At 69.8% G+C, this 20,114-nt stretch carries 16 protein-coding genes and 1 pseudogene; 8 read left to right on the forward strand and 9 right to left on the reverse strand.

Translation table 11 applies throughout. From position 1 onward, the window contains the following. The 5 genes and pseudogenes from galK to Q7T09_RS05985 all read left to right on the forward strand — a co-directional run. A partial coding sequence (galK, locus tag Q7T09_RS05965) for a galactokinase (protein WP_304698431.1) occupies positions 1–1,097 on the forward strand: 1,097 nt, incomplete at its 5' end. After that, positions 1,094–2,107 (forward strand): UDP-glucose--hexose-1-phosphate uridylyltransferase, encoded by a 1,014-nt coding sequence (locus Q7T09_RS05970; protein ID WP_304698432.1) that lies wholly within the window; start codon positions 1,094–1,096, stop codon positions 2,105–2,107. The genes galK and Q7T09_RS05970, both read left to right, overlap by 4 nt. Continuing rightward, entirely contained in the window at positions 2,104–3,075 is a 972-nt protein-coding gene (locus Q7T09_RS05975) for an aldose epimerase family protein (protein ID WP_304698434.1), read from the forward strand. The genes Q7T09_RS05970 and Q7T09_RS05975 overlap by 4 nt, the downstream gene beginning before the upstream one ends. 12 nt (positions 3,076–3,087) lie before the next feature. Further along, positions 3,088–4,194 carry a YeiH family protein gene (locus tag Q7T09_RS05980; protein ID WP_304698435.1) on the forward strand — a complete coding sequence of 369 codons (1,107 nt, stop codon included), beginning with the start codon at positions 3,088–3,090 and terminating at the stop codon, positions 4,192–4,194. Between the two features lie 52 nt (positions 4,195–4,246). Then, a pseudogene (locus tag Q7T09_RS05985) lies at positions 4,247–4,339 on the forward strand (hypothetical protein); the annotation flags it as partial. 55 nt (positions 4,340–4,394) lie between these two features. Here the strand turns inward: Q7T09_RS05985 and Q7T09_RS05990 are convergent. The 3 genes from Q7T09_RS05990 to Q7T09_RS06000 form a co-directional block, all read right to left on the reverse strand. After that, positions 4,395–4,988 (reverse strand): DUF3501 family protein, encoded by a 594-nt coding sequence (locus Q7T09_RS05990; protein WP_304698437.1) that lies wholly within the window; start codon positions 4,986–4,988, stop codon positions 4,395–4,397. A 12-nt stretch (positions 4,989–5,000) separates the two neighbouring features. Then, the gene (locus tag Q7T09_RS05995) at positions 5,001–6,362 is read right to left on the reverse strand and encodes a heterodisulfide reductase-related iron-sulfur binding cluster (protein WP_304698439.1); all 1,362 of its coding nucleotides are present in this window, start codon (positions 6,360–6,362) and stop codon (positions 5,001–5,003) included. 231 nt (positions 6,363–6,593) lie between these two features. Further along, a complete protein-coding gene (locus Q7T09_RS06000; protein ID WP_304698448.1) occupies positions 6,594–7,010 on the reverse strand; it encodes a rubrerythrin family protein in 417 nt (138 codons plus the stop codon). A gap of 298 nt (positions 7,011–7,308) precedes the next feature. Between Q7T09_RS06000 and Q7T09_RS06005 the strand changes: the two genes are divergently transcribed. Then, the gene (locus Q7T09_RS06005; protein ID WP_304698450.1) at positions 7,309–8,808 is read left to right on the forward strand and encodes an NAD(P)/FAD-dependent oxidoreductase; all 1,500 of its coding nucleotides are present in this window, start codon (positions 7,309–7,311) and stop codon (positions 8,806–8,808) included. 307 nt (positions 8,809–9,115) lie between these two features. Here Q7T09_RS06005 and ppc read toward each other — a convergent pair whose 3' ends face one another. The 5 genes from ppc to Q7T09_RS06030 form a co-directional block, all read right to left on the reverse strand. Next, positions 9,116–11,800: a phosphoenolpyruvate carboxylase gene (gene ppc / locus Q7T09_RS06010; RefSeq protein ID WP_304698452.1), complete on the reverse strand. Its 2,685-nt coding sequence runs from the start codon at positions 11,798–11,800 to the stop codon at positions 9,116–9,118. An 85-nt stretch (positions 11,801–11,885) separates the two neighbouring features. Beyond that, positions 11,886–14,066, reverse strand: a complete 2,181-nt coding sequence (locus tag Q7T09_RS06015; protein ID WP_304698453.1) for a penicillin acylase family protein — start codon at positions 14,064–14,066, stop codon at positions 11,886–11,888. Positions 14,067–14,140: 74 nt separating this feature from the next. Further along, positions 14,141–14,743, reverse strand: coding sequence for a TetR/AcrR family transcriptional regulator (locus Q7T09_RS06020; protein ID WP_304698454.1), 603 nt, complete (start codon positions 14,741–14,743; stop codon positions 14,141–14,143). 68 nt (positions 14,744–14,811) lie between these two features. Next, positions 14,812–15,834 (reverse strand): glutathione S-transferase family protein, encoded by a 1,023-nt coding sequence (locus Q7T09_RS06025; protein ID WP_304698455.1) that lies wholly within the window; start codon positions 15,832–15,834, stop codon positions 14,812–14,814. Positions 15,835–15,846: 12 nt separating this feature from the next. Then, positions 15,847–16,941, reverse strand: coding sequence for an MBL fold metallo-hydrolase (locus Q7T09_RS06030; protein ID WP_304698457.1), 1,095 nt, complete (start codon positions 16,939–16,941; stop codon positions 15,847–15,849). 112 nt (positions 16,942–17,053) lie between these two features. On the opposite strand from Q7T09_RS06030, the gene Q7T09_RS06035 reads away from it, so the two are divergent. Both Q7T09_RS06035 and Q7T09_RS06040 read left to right on the forward strand, forming a co-directional pair. Next, positions 17,054–17,956 (forward strand): haloalkane dehalogenase, encoded by a 903-nt coding sequence (locus Q7T09_RS06035; RefSeq protein ID WP_304698458.1) that lies wholly within the window; start codon positions 17,054–17,056, stop codon positions 17,954–17,956. A 6-nt stretch (positions 17,957–17,962) separates the two neighbouring features. After that, positions 17,963–18,376 (forward strand): DUF1330 domain-containing protein, encoded by a 414-nt coding sequence (locus Q7T09_RS06040; protein ID WP_304698459.1) that lies wholly within the window; start codon positions 17,963–17,965, stop codon positions 18,374–18,376. Positions 18,377–18,403: 27 nt separating this feature from the next. Here Q7T09_RS06040 and Q7T09_RS06045 read toward each other — a convergent pair whose 3' ends face one another. Beyond that, positions 18,404–20,083 carry a sulfatase-like hydrolase/transferase gene (locus Q7T09_RS06045; protein WP_304698460.1) on the reverse strand — a complete coding sequence of 560 codons (1,680 nt, stop codon included), beginning with the start codon at positions 20,081–20,083 and terminating at the stop codon, positions 18,404–18,406. Positions 20,084–20,114 lie beyond the last annotated feature (31 nt).

Consider the following 20,114-nt stretch of genomic DNA (forward strand, 5'->3'; position numbering starts at 1 on the left):
GCTTCGGCGCCGCGCCCCGCCTGTTCCAGGCGCCGGGCCGCATCAACATCATCGGCGAGCACACTGACTATTCCGGCGGCTTCGTCCTGCCCGCCGCCATCGACCGCTGGTGCGCGGCGGCCGCCGCCCCGAACGACCGCGCGACCCTGCGGGTGGCCAGCGCCACGGTGGGGGAGGAGGTGGAGCTGGATCTCGCCGCCCTCGCCCGTCGCGGCGACTGGACCGACTATGTGGCGGGCGTGGCGGCGACCCTGTTGCAGGCGGGCGTGGCGGTCGCCGGCGCCGACCTGCTCATCGAGTCCGACGTGCCCATGGGCGCCGGGGTCAGCTCGTCCGCCGCCCTGGAGGTGGCCGTCACCCTGGCCCTGCTGGCCCTGGCGGGCCGTGAGGCCGACGGGCGTCAGGTGGCGCTCTGGGCCCAGGCCGCCGAAAACAACTTCGTCGGCGTGCCCTGCGGGATCATGGACCAGTTCGCGTCGGCCAACGGCGTGGCGGGCGGGGCGGTGATGCTGGACTGCCGCAGCCTGCAGGCGACCCCGGCGCATCTGCCGGAGGGCGCGCGCTTCCTGCTGGTCAACAGCATGGCCGAGCGCCGCCTGGCCTCGGGGGCGTACCGGGCGCGGCGCGAGGACTGCGAGGCCGCCGCCGCCACCCTGGGGGTCCCGAGCCTGCGCGACGTCGGCCTGGCCGACCTGCCGGCGGCCCTGGCCCGGCTCGACGGCGGCCCGGCCCGCCGCTGCCGCCACGTGGTGAGCGAGAACGCCCGGGTGCTGGCGGCGATGAAAGCCATGGCCTTGGGGGACCTGCCGGGTCTAGGTCGGCTGATGGACCAGTCCCACCAGAGCCTGAGCGACGACATGGAGGTCAGCCTGCCGGTCCTGGACCGCCTGGCGCGGATCGCCCGGGCGACGCCGGGCGTCCACGGCGCCCGGATGATGGGCGGCGGCTTCGGCGGCTGCGTCATCGCCCTGGCGGACCAGGACCGGGCGGACGCGGCCATGGCCGCCATCCAGGCCGCCTATGGGGCGGAGATCGGCCAGGTCCCCGACGCCTTCCTCTGCCGGACGGTGGGCGGCGCGGCGGAGGTGAGGCCATGACCGCGCCCCGGCCCGAACGGCGCCTCAACCTGCTCACCGGCGACTGGGTGCTGGTCTCGCCCCAGCGGGTCAGCCGGCCCTGGCAGGGGGCGGCCAGCGCGCCCAAGCCCGCCTCCGACCTGATCCACGATCCGTCCTGCTATCTCTGCGCCGGGGTGACCCGGGCCGGGGGCGCGGTCAATCCGGACTATCAAGGGGTCTATGTCTTCGACAACGACTACCCGGCCCTGCTGCCGGGCCTGACGGCGCCTGGTCCGGAGACCGATCCGCTGCTGGTCTCCGAGCCCGAGGCCGGGGTCTGCCGGGTGATCTGCTACGCCCCCGACCACAGCCTCACCATGGCCGGCATGAGCCGCGCCCAGATCGAGGCGGTGATCGACACCTGGACCGAACAGTTCGTGGAGCTGGCCGGCCGCCCCGACGTGGGCGCGGTGACCATCTTCGAGAACCGCGGCGAGATGATGGGGGCGAGCAATCCCCACCCCCACGGCCAGATCTGGGCCCAGCAGCGGCTGCCCAACGAACAGGTGGCCGAGGACGCCCGCCAGCGCGCCTGGTTCGTCGCCAACGACGTCCCCCTGCTCGCGGCCTATCTGGAGCGCGAGTTCGAGGTGGGCGAGCGGATCGTCGCGCAGAACGACAGCTTCGTCGCCCTGGTCCCCTATTGGGCCGCCTGGCCCTTCGAGACCCTGGTCCTGCCCCGCCGCTCGGTCACCGGCCTGGACGAGCTGAGCGCGCGCGAGCGGGCGGGCCTGGCCGATGTGCTGTCGCGGCTGACGCGCGCCTATGACCGGCTGTTCGACACGCCCTTCCCCTACACCATGGGCTTCCACCAGCGTCCGGTGGACGGGCGGCCCGAGGAGCACATCACCCTGCACGCCCACGTCTATCCGCCCCTGCTGCGCTCGGCCTCGGTGCGCAAGTTCATGGTAGGCTACGAAATGCTGGCCATGCCCCAACGCGACCTGACGCCCGAGGAGGCCGCCGCGCGGCTGCGGACCCTGGTATGAACGACCCCATCGCCATGAAGCCCCTCAGCCGCCTGCCGGGCGGCCCGATGGTGGACGCCTACACCCTGACCAATGTGCACGGGGTCTCGGTGCGCATCCTGACCTATGGCGGGACCATCCAGTCGATCCGGGCGCCCGATCGCCACGGAGAGCTGGACGACATCGTGCTCGGCTACGACCACCTGGAGCGCTATCTCGAAAGCCCGCGCTATTTCGGCTGCCTGGTGGGGCGCTATGCCGGCCGGATCGCCGGGGGCCGGTTCACCATCGACGGCCGTTCCTACGATCTCGACCGCAACGAGGGCGACAACTGCCTGCACGGCGGCCGGGCCGGCTTCGACAAGGCCGTCTGGACGGCGAAGACCCAGGAGACCCGCGCCGGCGCCCAGGTGAGCCTCTCCCATGTCAGCCCGGACGGGGACATGGGCTTCCCCGGCGAGCTCACGGTCCAGGCGACCTACGAGCTGACCCGCGGAAACGAGCTGCGGCTGGAGCTTCAGGCTGCGACCACGGCGCCCACGGTGATCAACCTCACCAACCACACCTACTGGAACCTGGGGGGCCTCGGCGCCCGTCACGTCCGCGACCACGAACTGCAGGTTCTGGCCGACGCCTACCTGCCCACCGACGAGGCCCAGCTTCCCAGCGGCGAGATTCGAGAGGTGGCCGGGACCGAGTTCGACTATCGCCAGCCGCGGATCCTGGCCGAGGAGCTGGACCACACCTTCGTCCTGGCCGCCAGGAAACGCGGGGTCCTGGCCCCGGCCGCCCGGCTGAGCCACCCGGGCACGGGCCGCAGCCTCGACATCGCCACCACCGAGCCCTGTCTCGCCGCCTATACCGGCTGGGGCGGGATCGCTCTGGAGACCGAGCACGCGCCGGACGCGCCCAACCAGCCCAACTTCCTCCCCACCCTGCTGCGGCCCGGCGTGGTCTGGAAGTCCGCCACCGTGTTCAAGCTGGGCTAGGAGGCCCCTGCCGTGACCTCGCCTGACGGCCGCGACGCCCCGGAGCACCCCTTCGCCTTCGCCTCCTTCGATTCGCTGGAGGGGGTGCCGGTCCTGGCCCCGGCCCCGGCCGGCACGCCCGGCTATCGGCGGCTCTACCAGGCGGTCGCGCGCATCCTGCCCGGCGGGCTGATCGCCATCCTGGTGGCGCTCTCGGCCACCTGGCTGGCCGACCATTACGGCGCGCCGGTCATGCTGTTCGCCCTGCTCATCGGCATGGCGGTGAACTTCGTCGGCCAGGACCCCCGCTGCCGCCCGGGCATCGACTTCATGGCCCGCACGGTGCTGCGGCTCGGCGTCGCCCTGCTGGGCGCGCGGATCACCCTGGACCAGGTCAACTCGCTGGGGGGCAAGGTGCTGGTGATCGCCGCCGGCGGGGTGATCCTCACCATCCTGGCCGGCTGGGCCCTGTCGCGCCTCCTGAAGCTCAAGCCCGACTTCGGCATCCTCACCGGCGGGGCGGTGGCCATCTGCGGCGCCTCGGCGGCGCTGGCCCTCTCCTCGGTCCTGCCCCAGACCCCGACGCGGGAGCGCGACACCACCCTGACCGTGGTCGGCGTCACCACGCTCTCGACCGTCGTCATGGTCATCTATCCGCTGATCGCCGCGGCGCTCGGCCTCTCCCACACCCAGACCGGGGTGTTCCTGGGCGCCACCATCCACGACGTGGCCCAGGTGGTGGGGGCCGGCTACGGCGTCTCCAAGGAGACCGGCGACACCGCCACCATCGTCAAGCTGTTCCGGGTGGCCCTGCTGCTCCCCACCATCCTGGTGGTGGCCCTGATGTTCCGCTCAAGGATGACCGCCGGCCCCTCGGGCAAGCGGCCGCCGCTCGTGCCGATGTTCCTGGTCGGCTTTGTCCTGCTGGTGGGGCTCAACTCCTCCGGCGCCGTGGCCGCCGGGATCATGGACCAGGTCGGGACCGCCTCGCGCTGGTGCCTGGTCACCGCCATCGCCGCCCTGGGCGCCAAGACCTCGCTCGGCGAACTGGTCTATGTCGGCTGGAAGCCGGTGCTGCTGATCGTCGCCGAGACCCTGGTGGTTCTGGCCTGGGTGCTGGCCATGCTGCTGCTGGGGTGAAGAGCCCCTCATACGAGCCTGCGCCCGAGGGAAACCAGCAAACCCACGTCGTCATCCCGGCCGCAGCGAAGCGGAGAGCCGGGACCCAGGGGCCCAGCCTACGGCCCCTGGGTCCCGGATCGGCCTGTCGGCCGTCCGGGATGACGGCTATTGTTCTGAAGGCGGAGCACGACCCCGCACGGCGGGACGGACCGCGCGAGCTAGCCGAAGTCCCTCGCCAGCTCCGCCCGTGTCGCGGGGCTGAGCAGCGCCAGGTGCCCGTAGCTCTCATGATCGCAGCCGATGGCCACGGTCACCGCCGGATCGCGGAACACCGCCACGTGCTCGGGCTTCAGGGCGAAGCGCAGGAAGTGGACCGACGAGGTCTTGCCGTCCTCCCGCGTGCGCTCCACGTCGCCCTCGGGAACCCCCATCATCCGGTCCTCGCCGACAGCCACGAAGAAGTGGTCCTCCACCCCGCCCAGCCGGGCGAGCGTCGCGGCGCGGCGCACCTCGTCCTCGATCTCGAACATCACCGTGGCCACCAGCTCCGAGCCCTGGGGGATCAGCGGGTTATAGGCCGCCAGCTCGTCGGCCAGCTGGGCCTCGCCGCCCTTCTCGATCAGCAGCATCTCCTGGACCTGGAACAGCATGGTCTCGAAGCACTCGAAATAGAACGAGCAGATGGGCCCCAGATCGATGCGGCGCAGGCGCTTGGTCGGCAGCAGGGCCTTGCGGCGCTCGCCGCGCACCTTGGCGAACTCGGCGTCCGGCAGCAGGTCGGCCTTGGTGATCTGGCGAAGGTGGGCGGGCATGGCGGTCACGTCTCAGAGCGCCCCATAGGCGCGGGCGAAGATCTCGATGGGGTGGGACTGGCGCGGCTGGGCGGCGTCGCCGGTCTCCGCGACCAGCATCTGGCCCAGGTGCTTGCAGGCCAGCGGGCAGTCGGAACAGAGCTCGGCATTGGCCTTCTGGGCCACCTGCTTGGTGGTGGGCTTTCCCACCTTGAGCGCCAGGGGCCGGGTCTCCTTCATGATCCCGAAGGTGCCGCCGTGGCCCGAGCAGCGCTCGATGACGTCCACCTTGGTGTCGGGAATCAGCCGCAGCATGTCGGCCGACTTCTGGCCCATGTTCTGGGCCCGGGCGTGGCAGGCGTGGTGGACGCTGACCCCGCCGGCCACGGGGGTCAGGCCCGGCGCCAGGCCCTCGGCGCGGGCGATGTCGACGACATATTCGCTGATGTCGCGGGTGGCGGCGGCCAGGCGGCCGACGGCGTGGTTCTCGGGCAGCAGCAGCGGCCATTCGAACTTCATCATCAGGCCGCAGGAGGCGGTGAGCGCCACCACGTCGTAGCCGCCCTCGATCCAGGGCTCGAAGGCCTTGGCGATCCGCTCGGCGCGGCCGGCCACATCGGCCAGGTCGCCGCCCTCCAGCTGCGGCATGCCGCAGCACTCGGGATAGATCAGTCGGGTCTCCACGCCTTGCAGGGCGAGAACCCGCGCCGCGGCGAGCGCCGTGTCGGGCTGGTTGTAGTCCACGAAGCAGGTGGCGTAGAGCACCGCCTTGCGCAAGCCGAAGGCCGGCCCCTGCGGGTTGGCGGGGACGGGCGCCTTCAGCAGATCGGTGGCGGTCTTGGAGTGGTACTTGGGCAGCTCGGCCTCGGCGTCGATCTCCGCGATCGCGTCCAGCAGCTTGCGCAGGGGGGTGTTCTTGCGCGCCGTGGCCCAGTTGGCCAGGCCGGCCACCGGCTTGGCCAGCTTGCCGTTGCGGTCGGTCTGCCCGAGCTGGTCGCGGATGAAATCCTTCTCGCCGGCCCGCCGCTTGGCGGCGCGATAGCGCAGGATCAGGTGGGGGATGTCGATGTCGAACTCGTGCGGCGGCACGTAGGGACACTTGGTCAGGAAGCACATGTCGCAAAGCGTGCAGGCCTCGTCGACCTTGGCGTACGCAGCCTTGGGAACGCTATCGAGCTCGCCGGTGGGCGCCTCGTCGATCATGTCGAACAGGCGCGGGAAGCTGTCGCACAGGTTGAAGCAGCGCCGGCAGGTGTGACAGACGTCGAACTGCCGCTCCATCTCCTTCTCGACGGCGGCCAGGTCGTAATAGGCCTCGTCGCGCCAAGCGATGGGATGGCGGAAGGGCGCATCCAGGCTCCCCTCCCGCGCGGTGGTCTTCGGGCTCTCGTCCAAGCGCCATCTCCCAAGGGCGTCCTTCTCCCCTTGTGGGTGAAGGTGTCGGGCGAAGGCCCGACGGATGAGGGGTCGCGCTCCGCTCTCAACCCTTCACGTCATCCCGGCCGCAGCGAAGCGGAGAGCCGGGACCCAGGGGCGGCGCGTGTGGCCCCTGGGTCCCGGATCGGCCTATCGGCCGTCCGGGATGACGCAAGGATGGGCGAGACCGCGACCCAGTCCTGAGGGGATCTAACCCAGGGTCTCAAGCGCCCGCTGGAAGCGGCCGGCGTGGGACTTCTCGGCCTTGGCCAGGGTCTCGAACCAGTCGGCGATCTCGTCGAAGCCCTCGTCGCGGGCGGTGCGCGCCATGCCCGGATACATGTCGGTGTATTCGTGCGTCTCGCCGGCGATGGAGGCCTTGAGGTTCAGCTCGGTGCCGCCGATCGGCAGGCCGGTGGCGGGGTCGCCCACGCCTTCCATGAATTCGAGGTGGCCGTGGGCATGGCCGGTCTCGCCCTCGGCGGTGGAGCGGAACACCGCGGCCACGTCATTATAGCCTTCGATGTCGGCCTTCTGGGCGAAATAGAGGTAGCGCCGGTTGGCCTGGCTCTCGCCGGCGAAGGCGTCCTTGAGGTTCTGCAGGGTCTTGCTGGTGGCGAGGGTCATCTGGTCATCTCCCGTGAGGCTAAGGATCCCCCGGCGTCGAGGCCGGGTCTTGCTCAAGATCAAGTATGGCCGCTTTTCCACATAGAACTAATCGAATTAATCTATCCGCAGCATAGAGTGCGTCGATGGAAGGCCCCTTGTCGCAGTGCGGGCTTCCATTTGTGATCAATGATAAGTTATCTTGATTCTAATCAAGGCGGCCCCCGCGCGGGGCGCGAACCTTGGCGATGAGGAAACAACGGAACGCCTGCGGACGTCCCGATCAACAGCGACCCCTTTGCGCAACGAGAGCTGAGCCATGTCCGAAGCCGCCACCCTGACCCGCACCGCCCAGAAGACCGAGCACTTCGACGTCCTGATCGTCGGCGCCGGAATCTCCGGGGTCGGCGGCGCCTATCACCTGGCCAAGGAGCGGCCGGGGACCAGCTTCGTGGTGCTGGACAACCAGGACAAGTTCGGCGGCACCTGGACCACCCACACCTATCCGGGCATCCGCTCCGACAGCGACCTCTACACCTTCGGCTACCACTTCAAGCCCTGGGTCGGCGCCCCCATCGCCACGGCCGACGAGATCCTCCGCTACATGGGCGAGGTGATCGACGAGAACGATCTGGCCCGCCACATCCGCTACAAGCACCGCATCACCAGCGCCGTCTGGTCCAGCAAGGACAACCTCTGGACCCTGGAGGCCGAGCGCACCGACACCGGCGAGCCCCTGCGCTTCACCACCAACTTCCTGTGGATGTGCCAGGGCTATTTCCGCCATTCCAAGGGCTACACCCCCGACTGGGAGGGCATGACCGACTACAAGGGCCAGATCGTCCATCCCCAGACCTGGCCGGAGAACCTCGACTACAAGGGCAAGAAGGTCCTGGTGATCGGCTCGGGCGCCACCGCCGCGACCCTGGTCCCGGCCATCGCCGGGGACTGCGCCCACGTCACCCTGCTGCAGCGCTCGCCCACCTATTTCATCCCGGGGCGCAACGCCAACGAACTGGCCGACACCCTGCGCGAGCTGAAGATCGACGAGAAGTGGATCCACGAGATCGTCCGTCGCAAGATCGTCCATGACGGCGACGCCTTCGCCCGCCGGGCGGTGGAGGATACCGAGGCGGTCACCGCGGAGTTGCTGGGGGGCGTCCGCGCCTTCCTCGGCGAGGACTTCGACGTGGCCAAGCACTTCACCCCCCGCTACCGCCCCTGGCGTCAGCGCATCGCCTTCATCCCGGACGGCGACCTGTTCCAGGGCATCGCCTCGGGCAAGGCCTCCATCGTCACCGACGAGATCGACCGCTTCACGCAGAAGGGCATCCTGCTGAAGTCGGGCCAGGAGCTGGAGGCCGACATCATCGTCACCGCCACCGGCTTCGAGCTCTGCGTGCTGGGCGACATCGACTTCACCATCGACGGCAAGAAGCTGAACTTCGGCGACACCGTCACCTATCGCGGCATGATGTTCACCGGCGTCCCCAACATGGTCTGGGTGTTCGGCTACTTCCGCGCCAGCTGGACCCTGCGGGCCGACATGGTCGCCGAGTTCGTCCTGCGTCTGCTGAATCACATGGACAAGAAGGGCGCCAAGAAGGTCGAGGTCGCCCTGCGCCCGGAAGACAAGGACATGCCGCTGCTGCCCTGGATCGACCCGGAGAACTTCAACCCCGGCTACCTGATGCGCGGCATGCACCTCTTGCCCAAGGCCGGCGACAAGCCCGAATGGCGCCACAGCCAAGACTACCTCACCGAAAAAGAGCAGTTCCCCGCCATCGACCTCGACGACAAGGCCTTCGTCTACAAGTGACTCCTCCTCGCCCCCTTCTGGGGGAGAGGATGGGTGAGGGGGCCTCCGCGTAGCGGAGGTCTTCCGCCTCCGGAGCAACAACGGCGCTTCAGAAAGAGCCCTCACCCAACCTCTCCCGCAAGCGGGAGAGGAGGAGCTGCACGACCCAGATCCTCCCCCAGCGCGCCAGCGCGATGTGGGGGAGGTGGCCCGCACCGAAGGTGCGGGTCGGAGGGGGATCGACGTAGTCGACCTCTTCAACCCTAAAGCAAGAGTCAAAGTCCCCCTCAGGCGCTTCGCGCCAGCTCCCCCAGCGGGGGAGCATCTGTCACCCGCTGTTCCGCAACCCCGCCGCCACGCCGTTGATGGTCAGGTGGATGCCCTCGCGCACCTCGGCGGTGTCGTCGCCCGACCGCCGCCGGCGGATCAGTTCGATCTGCAGGTGGTTGAGCGGGTCGATATAGGGCAGGCGCGAGCGGATGATGGCCGCCAGGTCCGGGTTGTTCTCCAGCAAGGACGACTGGCCGGTGATGGCCAGGATGGCGTCGCGGGTGCGCTCCCACTCGCCGCTGATCTGGCCGAAGATGGCCTCCCTCAGGCCCGCGTCCTCCACCAGGCCGCCGTAGCGCCGGGCGATGGCGATGTCAGCCTTGGCCAGCACCATCTCCATGTTGGCCAGCGTCGTGGCGAAGAAGGGCCAGGTCGCGTGGAGCTCCGCCAACTGGGCCGGCGGCAGGCCCGCGCCCGCCACCGCCGAGCCGAAGCCGTACCAGCCCGGCAGCATGGTGCGGGCCTGGGACCAGGAGAACACCCAGGGGATGGCGCGCAGGGCCTCGATACTGCGGGTCGCCGCACGGGACGAGGGACGGCTGCCGATATTGAGGTCGGCGATCTCGGCGATGGGGGTGGCGGCGTAGAAATAGTCCACGAAGCCCGGGGTCTCGTAGACCAGGGCGCGATAGGCGGCGATGGAGCCCGCCGAGAGCGCGTCCATGGCCGCGCGGTGACCCGCTCCCACCGGCGCCGCCGGCTCGCTCAGAGAGGCCAGCACCACGCCCGCGGTCAGGGTCTCCAGGCTCTGGCGGGCGAGCTGGGGGTCGGCGTACTTGTTGGCCACCACCTCCCCCTGCTCGGTGATGCGGATATGGCCGTTCACCGTGCCCGCCGGCTGGGCCAGCAGGGCCTCGAAGCTCGATCCGCCCCCGCGCCCCACCGTGCCGCCGCGGCCGTGGAACAGTTGCAGGGAGAGCCCCGCCGCCCGCGCGGTCTTCACCAGGGCCGTGGAGGTCTCGTGCAGGGCCCAGGTGGAGGTCAGGTAGCTGCCGTCCTTGTTGCTGTCGGAATAGCCGATCATCACCTCCTGCCGGGCCTTGGACTTCAGGAGATCGCGGACCAGGGGCAGGGCGAAATAGCGGGCCATGGTGGCCGGCGCCTCGGCCAGGTCGCCGATGGTCTCGAACAGGGGCTCGGCGAAGACGCGGGTGGCGGGCGGATCGCCCGGGGTGAACAGCCCCACCTCCTTGAGCAGCAGATAGACCTCCAGCAGGTCGGAGACCGAGGTGGTGTTGGAGACGATATAGGCCTTGATGGCCTCGGCCCCGTAGAGCCGCACGGCCTCGGCGGCGGCCTGCAGCACGCCATATTCCCGCACTGTCTCGTCGCTGTAGGCCCCGTAGGGCGAATAGAGCAGACGGCTATGGGAGAGCTCGCCGACCAGCAGGTCGCAGCGCCGCGCTTCCGAGAGCGCCTCGTAGTCCGGGCAGGCGCCGGCGTCCTTCAGCAGCTCGGCCGCGACCCGCGCATGGACCGAGGAGTTCTGACGCAGGTCCAGCGTCGCCAGGTGGAAGCCGAAACAGTCCACCGCTCGGATCAGGTCGGGCAGGACGCCCTCGCCGAACACCTCGCCGTGCTCGGCGATCAGGGAGTCCAGGATGGTCTGCAGGTCGGCCTTCAGCTCCTGCGGGCTCGCATACGGGTCGCCCTTGAAGGGGGCCAGCAGGACCGTGCCGCCGGTCAGGGCCGGATAGGCCGCCGCCAGCCGCGCATAGATCCCGGTCAGCGCCCGGCGATAGGGCTCGTCGGCCCGGTGTGGCGAGGTGTCGGGGGATCGGTCGGCCAGGGCCTGGAGGGCGGGCGTCACCTTCGCCAGCGAGCCTGAGATCGAGAGTTCCGCGCCCAGGGCGTGGATGCGGGCCAGGTAGAGGTCGAGCGCCGCCCGGGACTGGCGGGCGAAGGCGTGATGCATGATCTGCGCCGTCACGCCCGGATGGCCGTCCCGGTCGCCGCCGACCCAGGACCCCACCTGCAGGAAGCTCGGCAGGTCCGCCCCCGGCAGCTGGCCGCGCCAGTGGGCGTAGAGCCTCGGCAGCTCGGTGAGGAAGCTGCGCTCGAAATAGGAGACCGCGTTCTCGATCTCGTCGGTGACCCCCAGCTTCACGCCGCGCAGCAGGCGGGTGCGCCAGATGATGGCGATCTGCCGCACCAGTTCCCGCTCGTGGGCCGCCCGAGCATCGATGTCGGGCGTGTCATGGGCCTCCAGCGCTTCCATGATGGCGCCGGCGCGGTCCAGCAGGCTCTTGCGGCGCACCTCGCTGGGGTGGGCGGTGATCACCGGGGCGATGACGGCGTCGGCCAGCAGTTCGGCCACCCGCTCGGGCCCGATCCCGGCCTGCGCTAGGCTGCGCAGGGCGCCGGCCAGGGTGTCGGGGCGGCCGTCGCCCTCACGGCCGCGACGCCGCTGGATCTGGTCCTCGGCGATATTGGTGATCTGCAGGAAGCAGGCGAAGGAGTGGGCGAAGCGGACCGCGTCGGGCAGGGACAGCCGGCCCAGCCGGGTCTCGACGGCCTTGGCGTCGGCGTCCGGGCCGTCGCGGTGCAGGGCCACCGAGGCCTGGCGGATCTGCTCGATCTCCTCGAACACCGCCAGCCCGTCCTCCGAGCGGATCACGTCCCCCAGGATGCGCCCCAGGAAACGCACCGTGGCGCGGAGCTGGACCGGCAGGGAATGGGGCATGGGCGACCTCTCGACAAACGCTCTATGACACCGGTGTCAATAATCCAGCAACCCCCTTGGGGTCCACTCCATCAAGCGCCCAAACTCAACGCCCGGGCCGGTAGGTCCGCTCCGTGTGGCCGGCCAGCTGATCGGGGTGGAAATAGACCTCCCGCAGGTCGCCGGCGGCATAGCGCCCGGCCTGGTCGTTGAAGTGGGGCGACTTGGGATCGCCGCTCTCGCCCCCGGCGGTCACCGCCCGGGCCTGCACCCGGTCGCCGAACTCCACCACGGCCACGAAGCTGTTGCCGCTGGTCCCGTAGTACTTCCGGGTCCCCGGCTTGCGCCCGGCGCCGAAGGAGGCCAGCGACCCCCACTGGGCCGAGGCGAAGGGCACGGGGATGCTGGGGGCGGCGTCGTTGAAGGGCTGGACCAGGTCGCCGGTCAGGCGCTGGAACCGGTTGATCTGGCCCCAGGGTGTCCGCCAGCTGCCGAAGTCCTGGGCCAGCCGGTCGGAGGCGACGGCGAGCGCCGTCAGCTTCTGCGCCGCTGTGGTGCGGGTCGCCATGTCCTCGTAGACCGGGCGTCCCGCGGCCCGGGCGGTGACCGCCACCTCCCCCCACAGCTGCTCCCCCCAGAACACCGCCAGGGAGGTGGCGGCCGAGTCCGCCGACCAGCGATGGTCCCAGCCTCGCAGCAGGACGATCTGCTCGGCCAGCCGGACCTTCAGCGGGTCGCTGGCGGGGGTCGCGTCATAGGCCGCCAGCAGGGGCGGGATCATCTGGTCGAAGGCCGTCAGCCGCGGGTCATAGGCCGCCGCGATCAGGCTTTGCAGGGTGAAGTCCTTGCGGTCCCGTAGCACCAGGTCGGCGTGGATCCCGCGCGGGTTCTCCCCGGCTGAGTCCATGTAGCGCGGATAGTCGGCCTTCCGCGGGCTGTAGGAGCCTGCCGCCGAATAGGGCCAGTTGTTGGTGTTGGCGATCCAGCCGTTGGTCGGGTTGAGCAGGTGCGGCGCCTCGGAGAGCGCGTGCAGCCCCTTCCAGTCCGTGGCCGGGTCGGAGCCGTCCACCGGCTTGGTGTAGTCGAAGCGGTCGTCGCGGCGGGGGATGAACTGCGGGTGCAGATAGGCCACCTCGCCCTTGGTGTCGGCGAACAGGGTGTTGTTGGAGGAGTTGGCCTGGAGTTCCATGACCTTCATGTAGCTGGCGTAGTCGACGGCCTTGGTGCGCAGGAACGACTGGCTCAGGGCCGCCACCGGCCGGTGCATCAGGGCCACGCTGATCCACTTGCCCCCGGCTTCGCGGACGATGGGCCCATGGTGGGTGCGATAGACGGTGAAGGTCCGGGTCTTCATCGTCCCGTCGGCGGCCCGGTAGGGCACGGCGATGGTCGAGGTCGTCACCGGCCGGTCTTCGGCGCCATAGCGGTAGGTGAGCCCTGCCTTGCCGATGGTCTCGGCGAACTCGTCGATGACGTCGACCCCGCTGGAGGTGTGCATCCAGCCGGCCTTGGCGTTGAAGCCCTGGTAGATGAAGAACTGGCCCCAGGTCGCCGCCCCATAGACGTTTAGCCCCTCGTCGCTGCTTACCTGCTGCTCGGAGCGGAAGAAGAAGCTGGTGTGGGGATTGATCAGCAGCAGGGCGTGTCCGCCCGCCGTATTGGAAGGCGCGATGGCGAAACCGTTGGAGCCCGAGGGCTCCTTGAACTGGGCCAGGGCGAACTGCTCGTCGGCCATCGAGGTCCGCCGCCCGCCATAGAAGGCCTCCAGTTGGGGCAGGGAGATGCTCTCGATGTCGCCGCCGATGCTGCCCTCGGTGAAGGACAGCGCCATCCAGGGTTCGAAGCGCCTGATCACCCGCGGCGTCACGGCGGGATGGGTGGCGAGGTAGTAGTTCAGCCCGTCGGCCCAGGCGGTCATCAGGGTCCGCAGCCAGGCCGGGCTCTGCGCGTACTGGACCTGGAGTTGGGCCGGATCGATGAACAGCTTCATCCGCAGGTCCTGCCAGATCGCCGTCTCCCCCTCGGCTTCGGCCAGGCGGCCCATGGCGTTGATGTAGTTGGTCTCCACCCGGTTGAAGTCGTCCTCGGCCTGGGCGTAGACCATGCCGAACACCGCGTCGGCGTCGGTCTTGCCGTGGACGTGGGCGATCCCCCAGTCGTCGCGGACGATGGTCACCTTCTGGGCCTGCCGCGCCCAGCGGGCGGCGTCGCTTTCGGCGGCGGCGGCCGGGGAGGCCAGGGCGATCAGGACGGCGATCAGGGCGAGGGCGCGGGGAAGGACTTGCATCCCGCGACGCTAGGGTCAGGCCGCGGTCACCGCAACGACCCAGCCGTGGCAATCTGGCCGCGGCCGTCCCGACGCTAGCCGATCAGGCGCCGCACGGCGGCGGCGAGCACCCCTTGCGCCCGCTCCGGGGCCAGGCCCTGTTCACGGCGCAGGCGCGACCAGGCCTCGAAGCTCAGCATCAGGTCCAGGGCCTCGAGGGTCGGGGGATCGACCTGGGTTCCCACCACCCGCTCCAGGATTTCCCGCAGGGCCTTCACCAGCCGGCTGGCGTCGTCCCCCAGGAAGCGGGAGCGGTGGCGGAAGGTGTCCGACGCGCGGCGGAAGGGCCCGATCTTCTCGAAGACCATGCTGCGGCGCTCCACCAGTTCCAGCACCCGGCCGCGCCAGTCGGGCGCCTTGAAGGGCTGGTCGGCGATGGCGCGGACCTCGGCCTCTATGACCTCGGACATCTCGCGATAGAGGCCGTCCATGTCGCTGAAGTGCCGGAACACGGTGCGCAGGCCGACATCGGCGCGCACCGCAACCTGTTCGGCGCTGGGGGCGACCTCGCCCGACTGGACGATCTCCAGCATGGCCGCGACGATGCGGGCGCGATTGTCCTCGCCGCGCCGGCGACGACCGTCGGAGGACGCGCCGGCGTCTGGTTCGACGAGGCTGAGCTTGGGTCGGGATGTCACGCGGCTACACACTCACCAGGGGCGCCAAAGGCCGCTGAATAGAGCCCGTCGCGCCCGCGCGCCAGGGGTCAGGCGAACAGGGCCATGCATCCGGTCGGCCGGAGGGCGGTATCGACCTTGGCCCGGGCGCCGTCGTCCAGGCCTGCCCGCGACTGCCGCAGCCACTGCAGGCACTTGGCCTGGTACGGGAAGGGCTGCTGGCTCCAGGCTTGGCCGTCGACGGTGGCAGCGACCTCGGCGGCGCCGTCCATCACCGCCTTGGCGTTGGCCAGCATGACCGGCGGATAGACCCGGCCGACTTCGGTCAGCAGGGCGATCAGGGTCGGGGGCAGGGCGTCCATGGAGATCCAGCCGTCGTCCTTCGGCTCGACCCCCGACTGGTCCTCCATCATCCCGACCCACGCTGTGACCCGGGGCGCGACCTTCAGGGTCAGCGCCATGGGGGTGGGATCGAACTCGGCGAGCTGGGTGAGCTGGCCGAACACCGCGAAGTCGCAGGCCGCGGGCCGGTGGCCGAGGATATAGGGATGGCGGGTCAGGTGGGCGTCGAATGCCCGCAGGAAGCGTTCATAGGCCGCCTCGATCACCGGCCCGGTCACCGGGTTGGAGCCGACATAGCGCAGGCGGCCGATCTGCCGCTCGGCGAACATCGCGCCACGGGAAGCCAGCTCCTCGTCGGGGACGCAGTAGCCGCGCCAGCAGGGGAGGATGGCGGCGGCCTTGGCGATGTCGGCGTCATAAGCCCAACGGTAGTGGAACATGGCCTTCGTCAGCCACTCGTCGGCATAGTCCTCGATCAGCTCGTCGAGGAAGGCCAGGGCGGGGTCGGCCGGGATCAGGCTTCGGCCCGCATGCTCGCGCTCCAGCCGCCGGATGATCGGGGTGGAGTCGGTGACCGCCTGCGGCGTCCCGGCCTCGTCGGGCAGGTAGAAGGTGGGCAGCAGGGCCACCTTGGGCTGGGGCAGCCCCGCCAGGGCCGGGCCGCTGGCCGGGAGGAAGCGGTAGGGGATGCGCCGGTAGCGCAGCACCGCCAGCATCTTGCGGGTATAGGGCGAGCCGGGGGCGCCGGAGAGGGCGACGATGTCGGACATGCGCAGATCTCCTTAGCGGAAGGTTTTGAGCCGGTTCGAGTATCTGATTTCCGTAGAGCCGGCCGGCAGGCTCATCAGGTCGCCATCATGGCCGACGCGGATGGCGCCGGAATAGATCTCCCGCGACTTGCCGAGGAACGGTCCCTCCAGCGCCCGCATGGGCAGGGGCGGGATGACGTGGGTGAACAGCAGGGACTTCACCCCGGCCCGCTGGGCGATGCCCGCCGCCTGTTCGGGGGTCGTGTGATAGGTCAGGATGTCGTTGAAGATGGCCGCCAGATTGCCCCGGCCATTGGCCAGGGCCGCCTTGCGCTGCAGGGCCACGAGGTTGGGCGCCAGGCCCTCGTGCACCAGCAGGTCGGCGCCCTTGGCGGCGGCCTCCAGGCGCGGCGAGGCGGTGGTGTCGCCGCTGATCACCGCGCGGCGGCCCTTGTAGATGAACAGGTAGCCCACCGCCGGCTCGACGGGATTGTGATGCACCGGAAAGGCGATGACCTTCAGGTCCGGCTCGTCGATCAGGGTGACGTCAGGCAGGTCCGGGCGAGATTCAAATGGGTGGGCGACGCCCCCGAAGCCGCTCGGCGGGACCACGACCGGCCCGTGGTGGGCGATGCGGTAGCCGCTGTCGAGCTCGTAGGCCGACTGGAAGCCCGCCACCACCTGGTCGACCCCGGTGGGGCCGTAGATCGGCAGGGGGCTGGTGTTGGGCCCGCTGGCCCAGCGTTGCAGCATGAGTTCGCCCAGGCCGTCGATGTGGTCGGAGTGGAAGTGAGTGAGGAAGACCGCGTTCACGCGGGCCGGCGGCAGGTTCATCAGGGAGAGGTTCTTGGTCCCGCCCGCCCCGGCGTCGACCACGAACAGCTTCTTGCCCGCCAGCACGACCGTGCAGGGGCCGGCCCGGGTGGGGTCGGACATCGGGGAGCCGGAGCCGCAGAGCCCGACATGCAGGCCATCGGCCAGGCCGGCATAGGGGTCTTGCCCCATGACGCGGTCGTAGATCCGCGCCATGGCCGCGGTGGCCAGCTTGCCCCGCGCGAGCCAGGCGCCGGTCAGGCCCAGGATGATCACGCCCACCAGCACCAGGACGACTGTCCGCAACCCGCGCATGCCTGTTCTCCCCGATTGTCTCACGTCCCCGGCTTGACCCCGGGATATATTGGCACGCATATTGTCACTAGTTTCAGTCAAGGGCCAGGGCCAACTGGCGCCGGAGGATGCGATGCAGGTTCTGAGGACGCCGGACGAACGATTCACCGGCCTGGCCGACTGGCCCTTCGCCCCCCACTACGCCCAGATCACCGACGCCGATGGGACGGCCCTGCGCCTGCACTATGTCGATGAGGGCCCCCGCGACGGGGCCGTCGTGCTGCTGATGCACGGCGAGCCCTCCTGGGCCTATCTCTACCGCAAGATCATCGCCGCCCTGGTCGCCAAGGGTCACCGGGTGATCGCGCCGGACCTGATCGGCTTTGGCCGCTCCGACAAGCCGGCCCTGCGCACCGACTACACCTACGAACGCCATGTCGCCTGGATGAGCCAATGGTTCCTGGACCTCGACCTGAAGGACGTCACCCTGTTCTGCCAGGACTGGGGCGGCCTGATCGGCCTGCGCCTGGTGGCCGCCTTCCCCGAGCGCTTCGCCGGCCTGGTGATCGCCAATACCGGCCTGCCGGTGGGCTCGGGCATGACCGAGGGCTTCAAGGCCTGGCTGACGTTCAGCCAGACCGTTCCGCAGATGCCCATCGGCATGATCGTCAACATGGGGACCGGCCGCGACCTGACCCTGGCCGAGATCGCCGCCTATGACGCCCCCTTCCCGGATGAGACCTACAAGGAGGGCGCGCGCCAGTTCCCGACCCTGGTGCCGGTGACCCCGGAGCACGGCTCGGTGGCGGAGAACAAGGCCGCCTGGCAGGTGCTGGAGACCTTCGAGAGGCCGGTGGTCACCGCCTTCAGTGACGGCGACGCCGTCAGCCGCGGCGGCGACGCCGCCTTCCAGACCCGCATCCCCGGCGCCAAGGGCCAGCCCCACGTCACCACCAAGGGCGGCCACTTCCTGCAGGAAGACTGCCCCGAGGAGATCGCCGCCATCCTCGACACCCTGATCCGTACCCGGAGCTAAGCCGCCATGAACGTCGTCAACGCCGTCCTGCCGCCGATGACCCAGGCCATGGAATTCTTCGGCGCGCCCGAGGACGGGCCCTTCGTCATGGTCAACCTGCTGAAGTTCAAGCCCCAGGCCGAGTACCCCGACGGCGCCGACGCCCACCTCACCGGCCGCGAGGCCTATGCCCGCTATGGCGAGGAGGTGGCCAAGCTGGTGGAGGGCCTGGGAGGCAAGATCCACTACAGCGGCGAGGTCACCGGCCTGATGATCGGCGAGGTCGAGGACCTTTGGGACATGGTGGCCCTGGCCGAATACCCGTCCCTGGCCGCCTTCCGCGAGATGGCGATGTCGCCGGCCATGCACGCCATCGAGCACCACCGCGCCGCCGGCCTCGCCGGCCAACTCAACATCAAGACCAGGCCGCTGGCGGGCTGAGGGCGCTGGCGCTCCCGCGCCCGCCCCTCAGTTGTCCCAGAGGATGTATTCGTCGCCCGCCTTCTGCGGAACACCGCCCGGCTTGTCGACCATCACCGCCCCCTGCAGCAGGGAGGGCCACATGGGCTTGGCGTTCTGGGCATCCTGGGCCTTCAGCTTGGCCAGCAGGGCCTTGACCCGTTCCGGCTGGGCCTGGGCCAGGTCGTGCTGCTCGGTGGGATCGGCGGCCAGGTCGTACAGCCAGACCTTGCCGCGCGCCTCGTTGCTCTGCAGCTTCCAGTCGCCGTCCAGCACCACCTTGTACTGGCCCGAGCGCCAGAACAGCGTCTGGTGGGGCCGACCCGCGGACTGACCCTTCAGATAGGGCAGCAGGTCGACCCCGTCGATCACCCGGTCCTTGGGCAGGGGCGCGCCGGCCGCCGCCGCGGCGGTGGCGAAGATGTCGATATGGCCCACGGGATAGGGATAGCGCGAGCCGGCCGCGATCGCGCCCGGCCAGCGCATGAAGAAGGGCGCGTGGATGCCGCCCTCGAAGAAGGTCGACTTGAAGCCGCGATAGGGCCGGTTGACGTCGGGCAGGCCGATATAGCCGGCGCCGCCGTTGTCGCTGGTGAAGATCACCAGGGTGTTCTGGTCCAGGCCCTCGTCCTTCAGGCTCTGCAGGATGCGGCCCACATTGCGGTCCAGGTTCCGCACCATGGCGCCATAGACCCGCAGGCGGTGGTCCTTGATCTGGGGCAGGGCGTCATAGTCGGCCTTCGCAGCCTGCAGCGGGGTGTGGATGGCGTTGGGGGCGAAGTACATGAAGAACGGCCGGTTCTTGTTGGCCTTGATCGAGGTGATCGCCTCATCGGTGAGGTAGTCGGTCATGTAGCCCTTGGGGGCGAACATCGGCGAGCCGTTATACTGCACCTGGTAGGGCAGGTTGGGCCACAGGAAGCGGTCGATGGGATCCCAGGCTTGCTTGGCGTTGACGGTCCCGGGATCGTTCTCCGGCAGGTACATCGAGCCGCCGGCGATGAAACCCAGGCTCTCGTCGAAGCCCTGGGCCTCGGGCCGCGAGCCGGCGCCGCCCCCCAGGTGCCACTTGCCGAAGTGCAGGGTGTGGTAACCGCGGGTCTTCAGCACTTCTGCAATGGTGAGTTCGCCGGCGGGCACGCTCAGGGTGTTGACCGCTGTCGGCGTGGGATCGGTGCTGCCGGGGGGCATGTCCTTGACCCGGTCGTGGAAGAACCTGGGCTTGAAGATCGCCCCGGGCTCGGCCTCGGTGCCCACCAGCTTGGCGAAGGCGACCGGCGCCGGGGTGAACTCGAAGCCGAAGCGAGTGGGGTAGCGGCCGGTCATGATCGCCGCGCGCGACGGGGCGCAGGTGGCGTTGCCGGCATAGCCGTTGGCGAAGGCCACCCCGTCGCGGCCGATGGAGTCGATGTTGGGGGTCGGGACCTGGCCGCCGGCCACGCCGCCGCCGTTGAAGGTGATGTCGTTGAATCCCATGTCGTCGACCAGGATGAAGACCACGTTCGGCGGCCGCGCCCCCGGCGCCGGGGCGGCCGGGCCCTGGGCCCAGGGCACCGGACGGTTGGGCTCGATGTGCGGCAGCCGCGAATGGGCGATCATGGCGAAGATCTTCGCCCTGTTCATGGCCGCGAGCGCCACTGCGCCGGCCACCACGACGAGCGCCAGGCCGATCCAGATCCGGAGCTTCATGTCTTCCCCCCCCGCGCCCGCGCGATCGCCG

The sequence above is a fragment of the Phenylobacterium sp. genome, assembly GCF_030645195.1.
GTDB lineage: Bacteria > Pseudomonadota > Alphaproteobacteria > Caulobacterales > Caulobacteraceae > Phenylobacterium.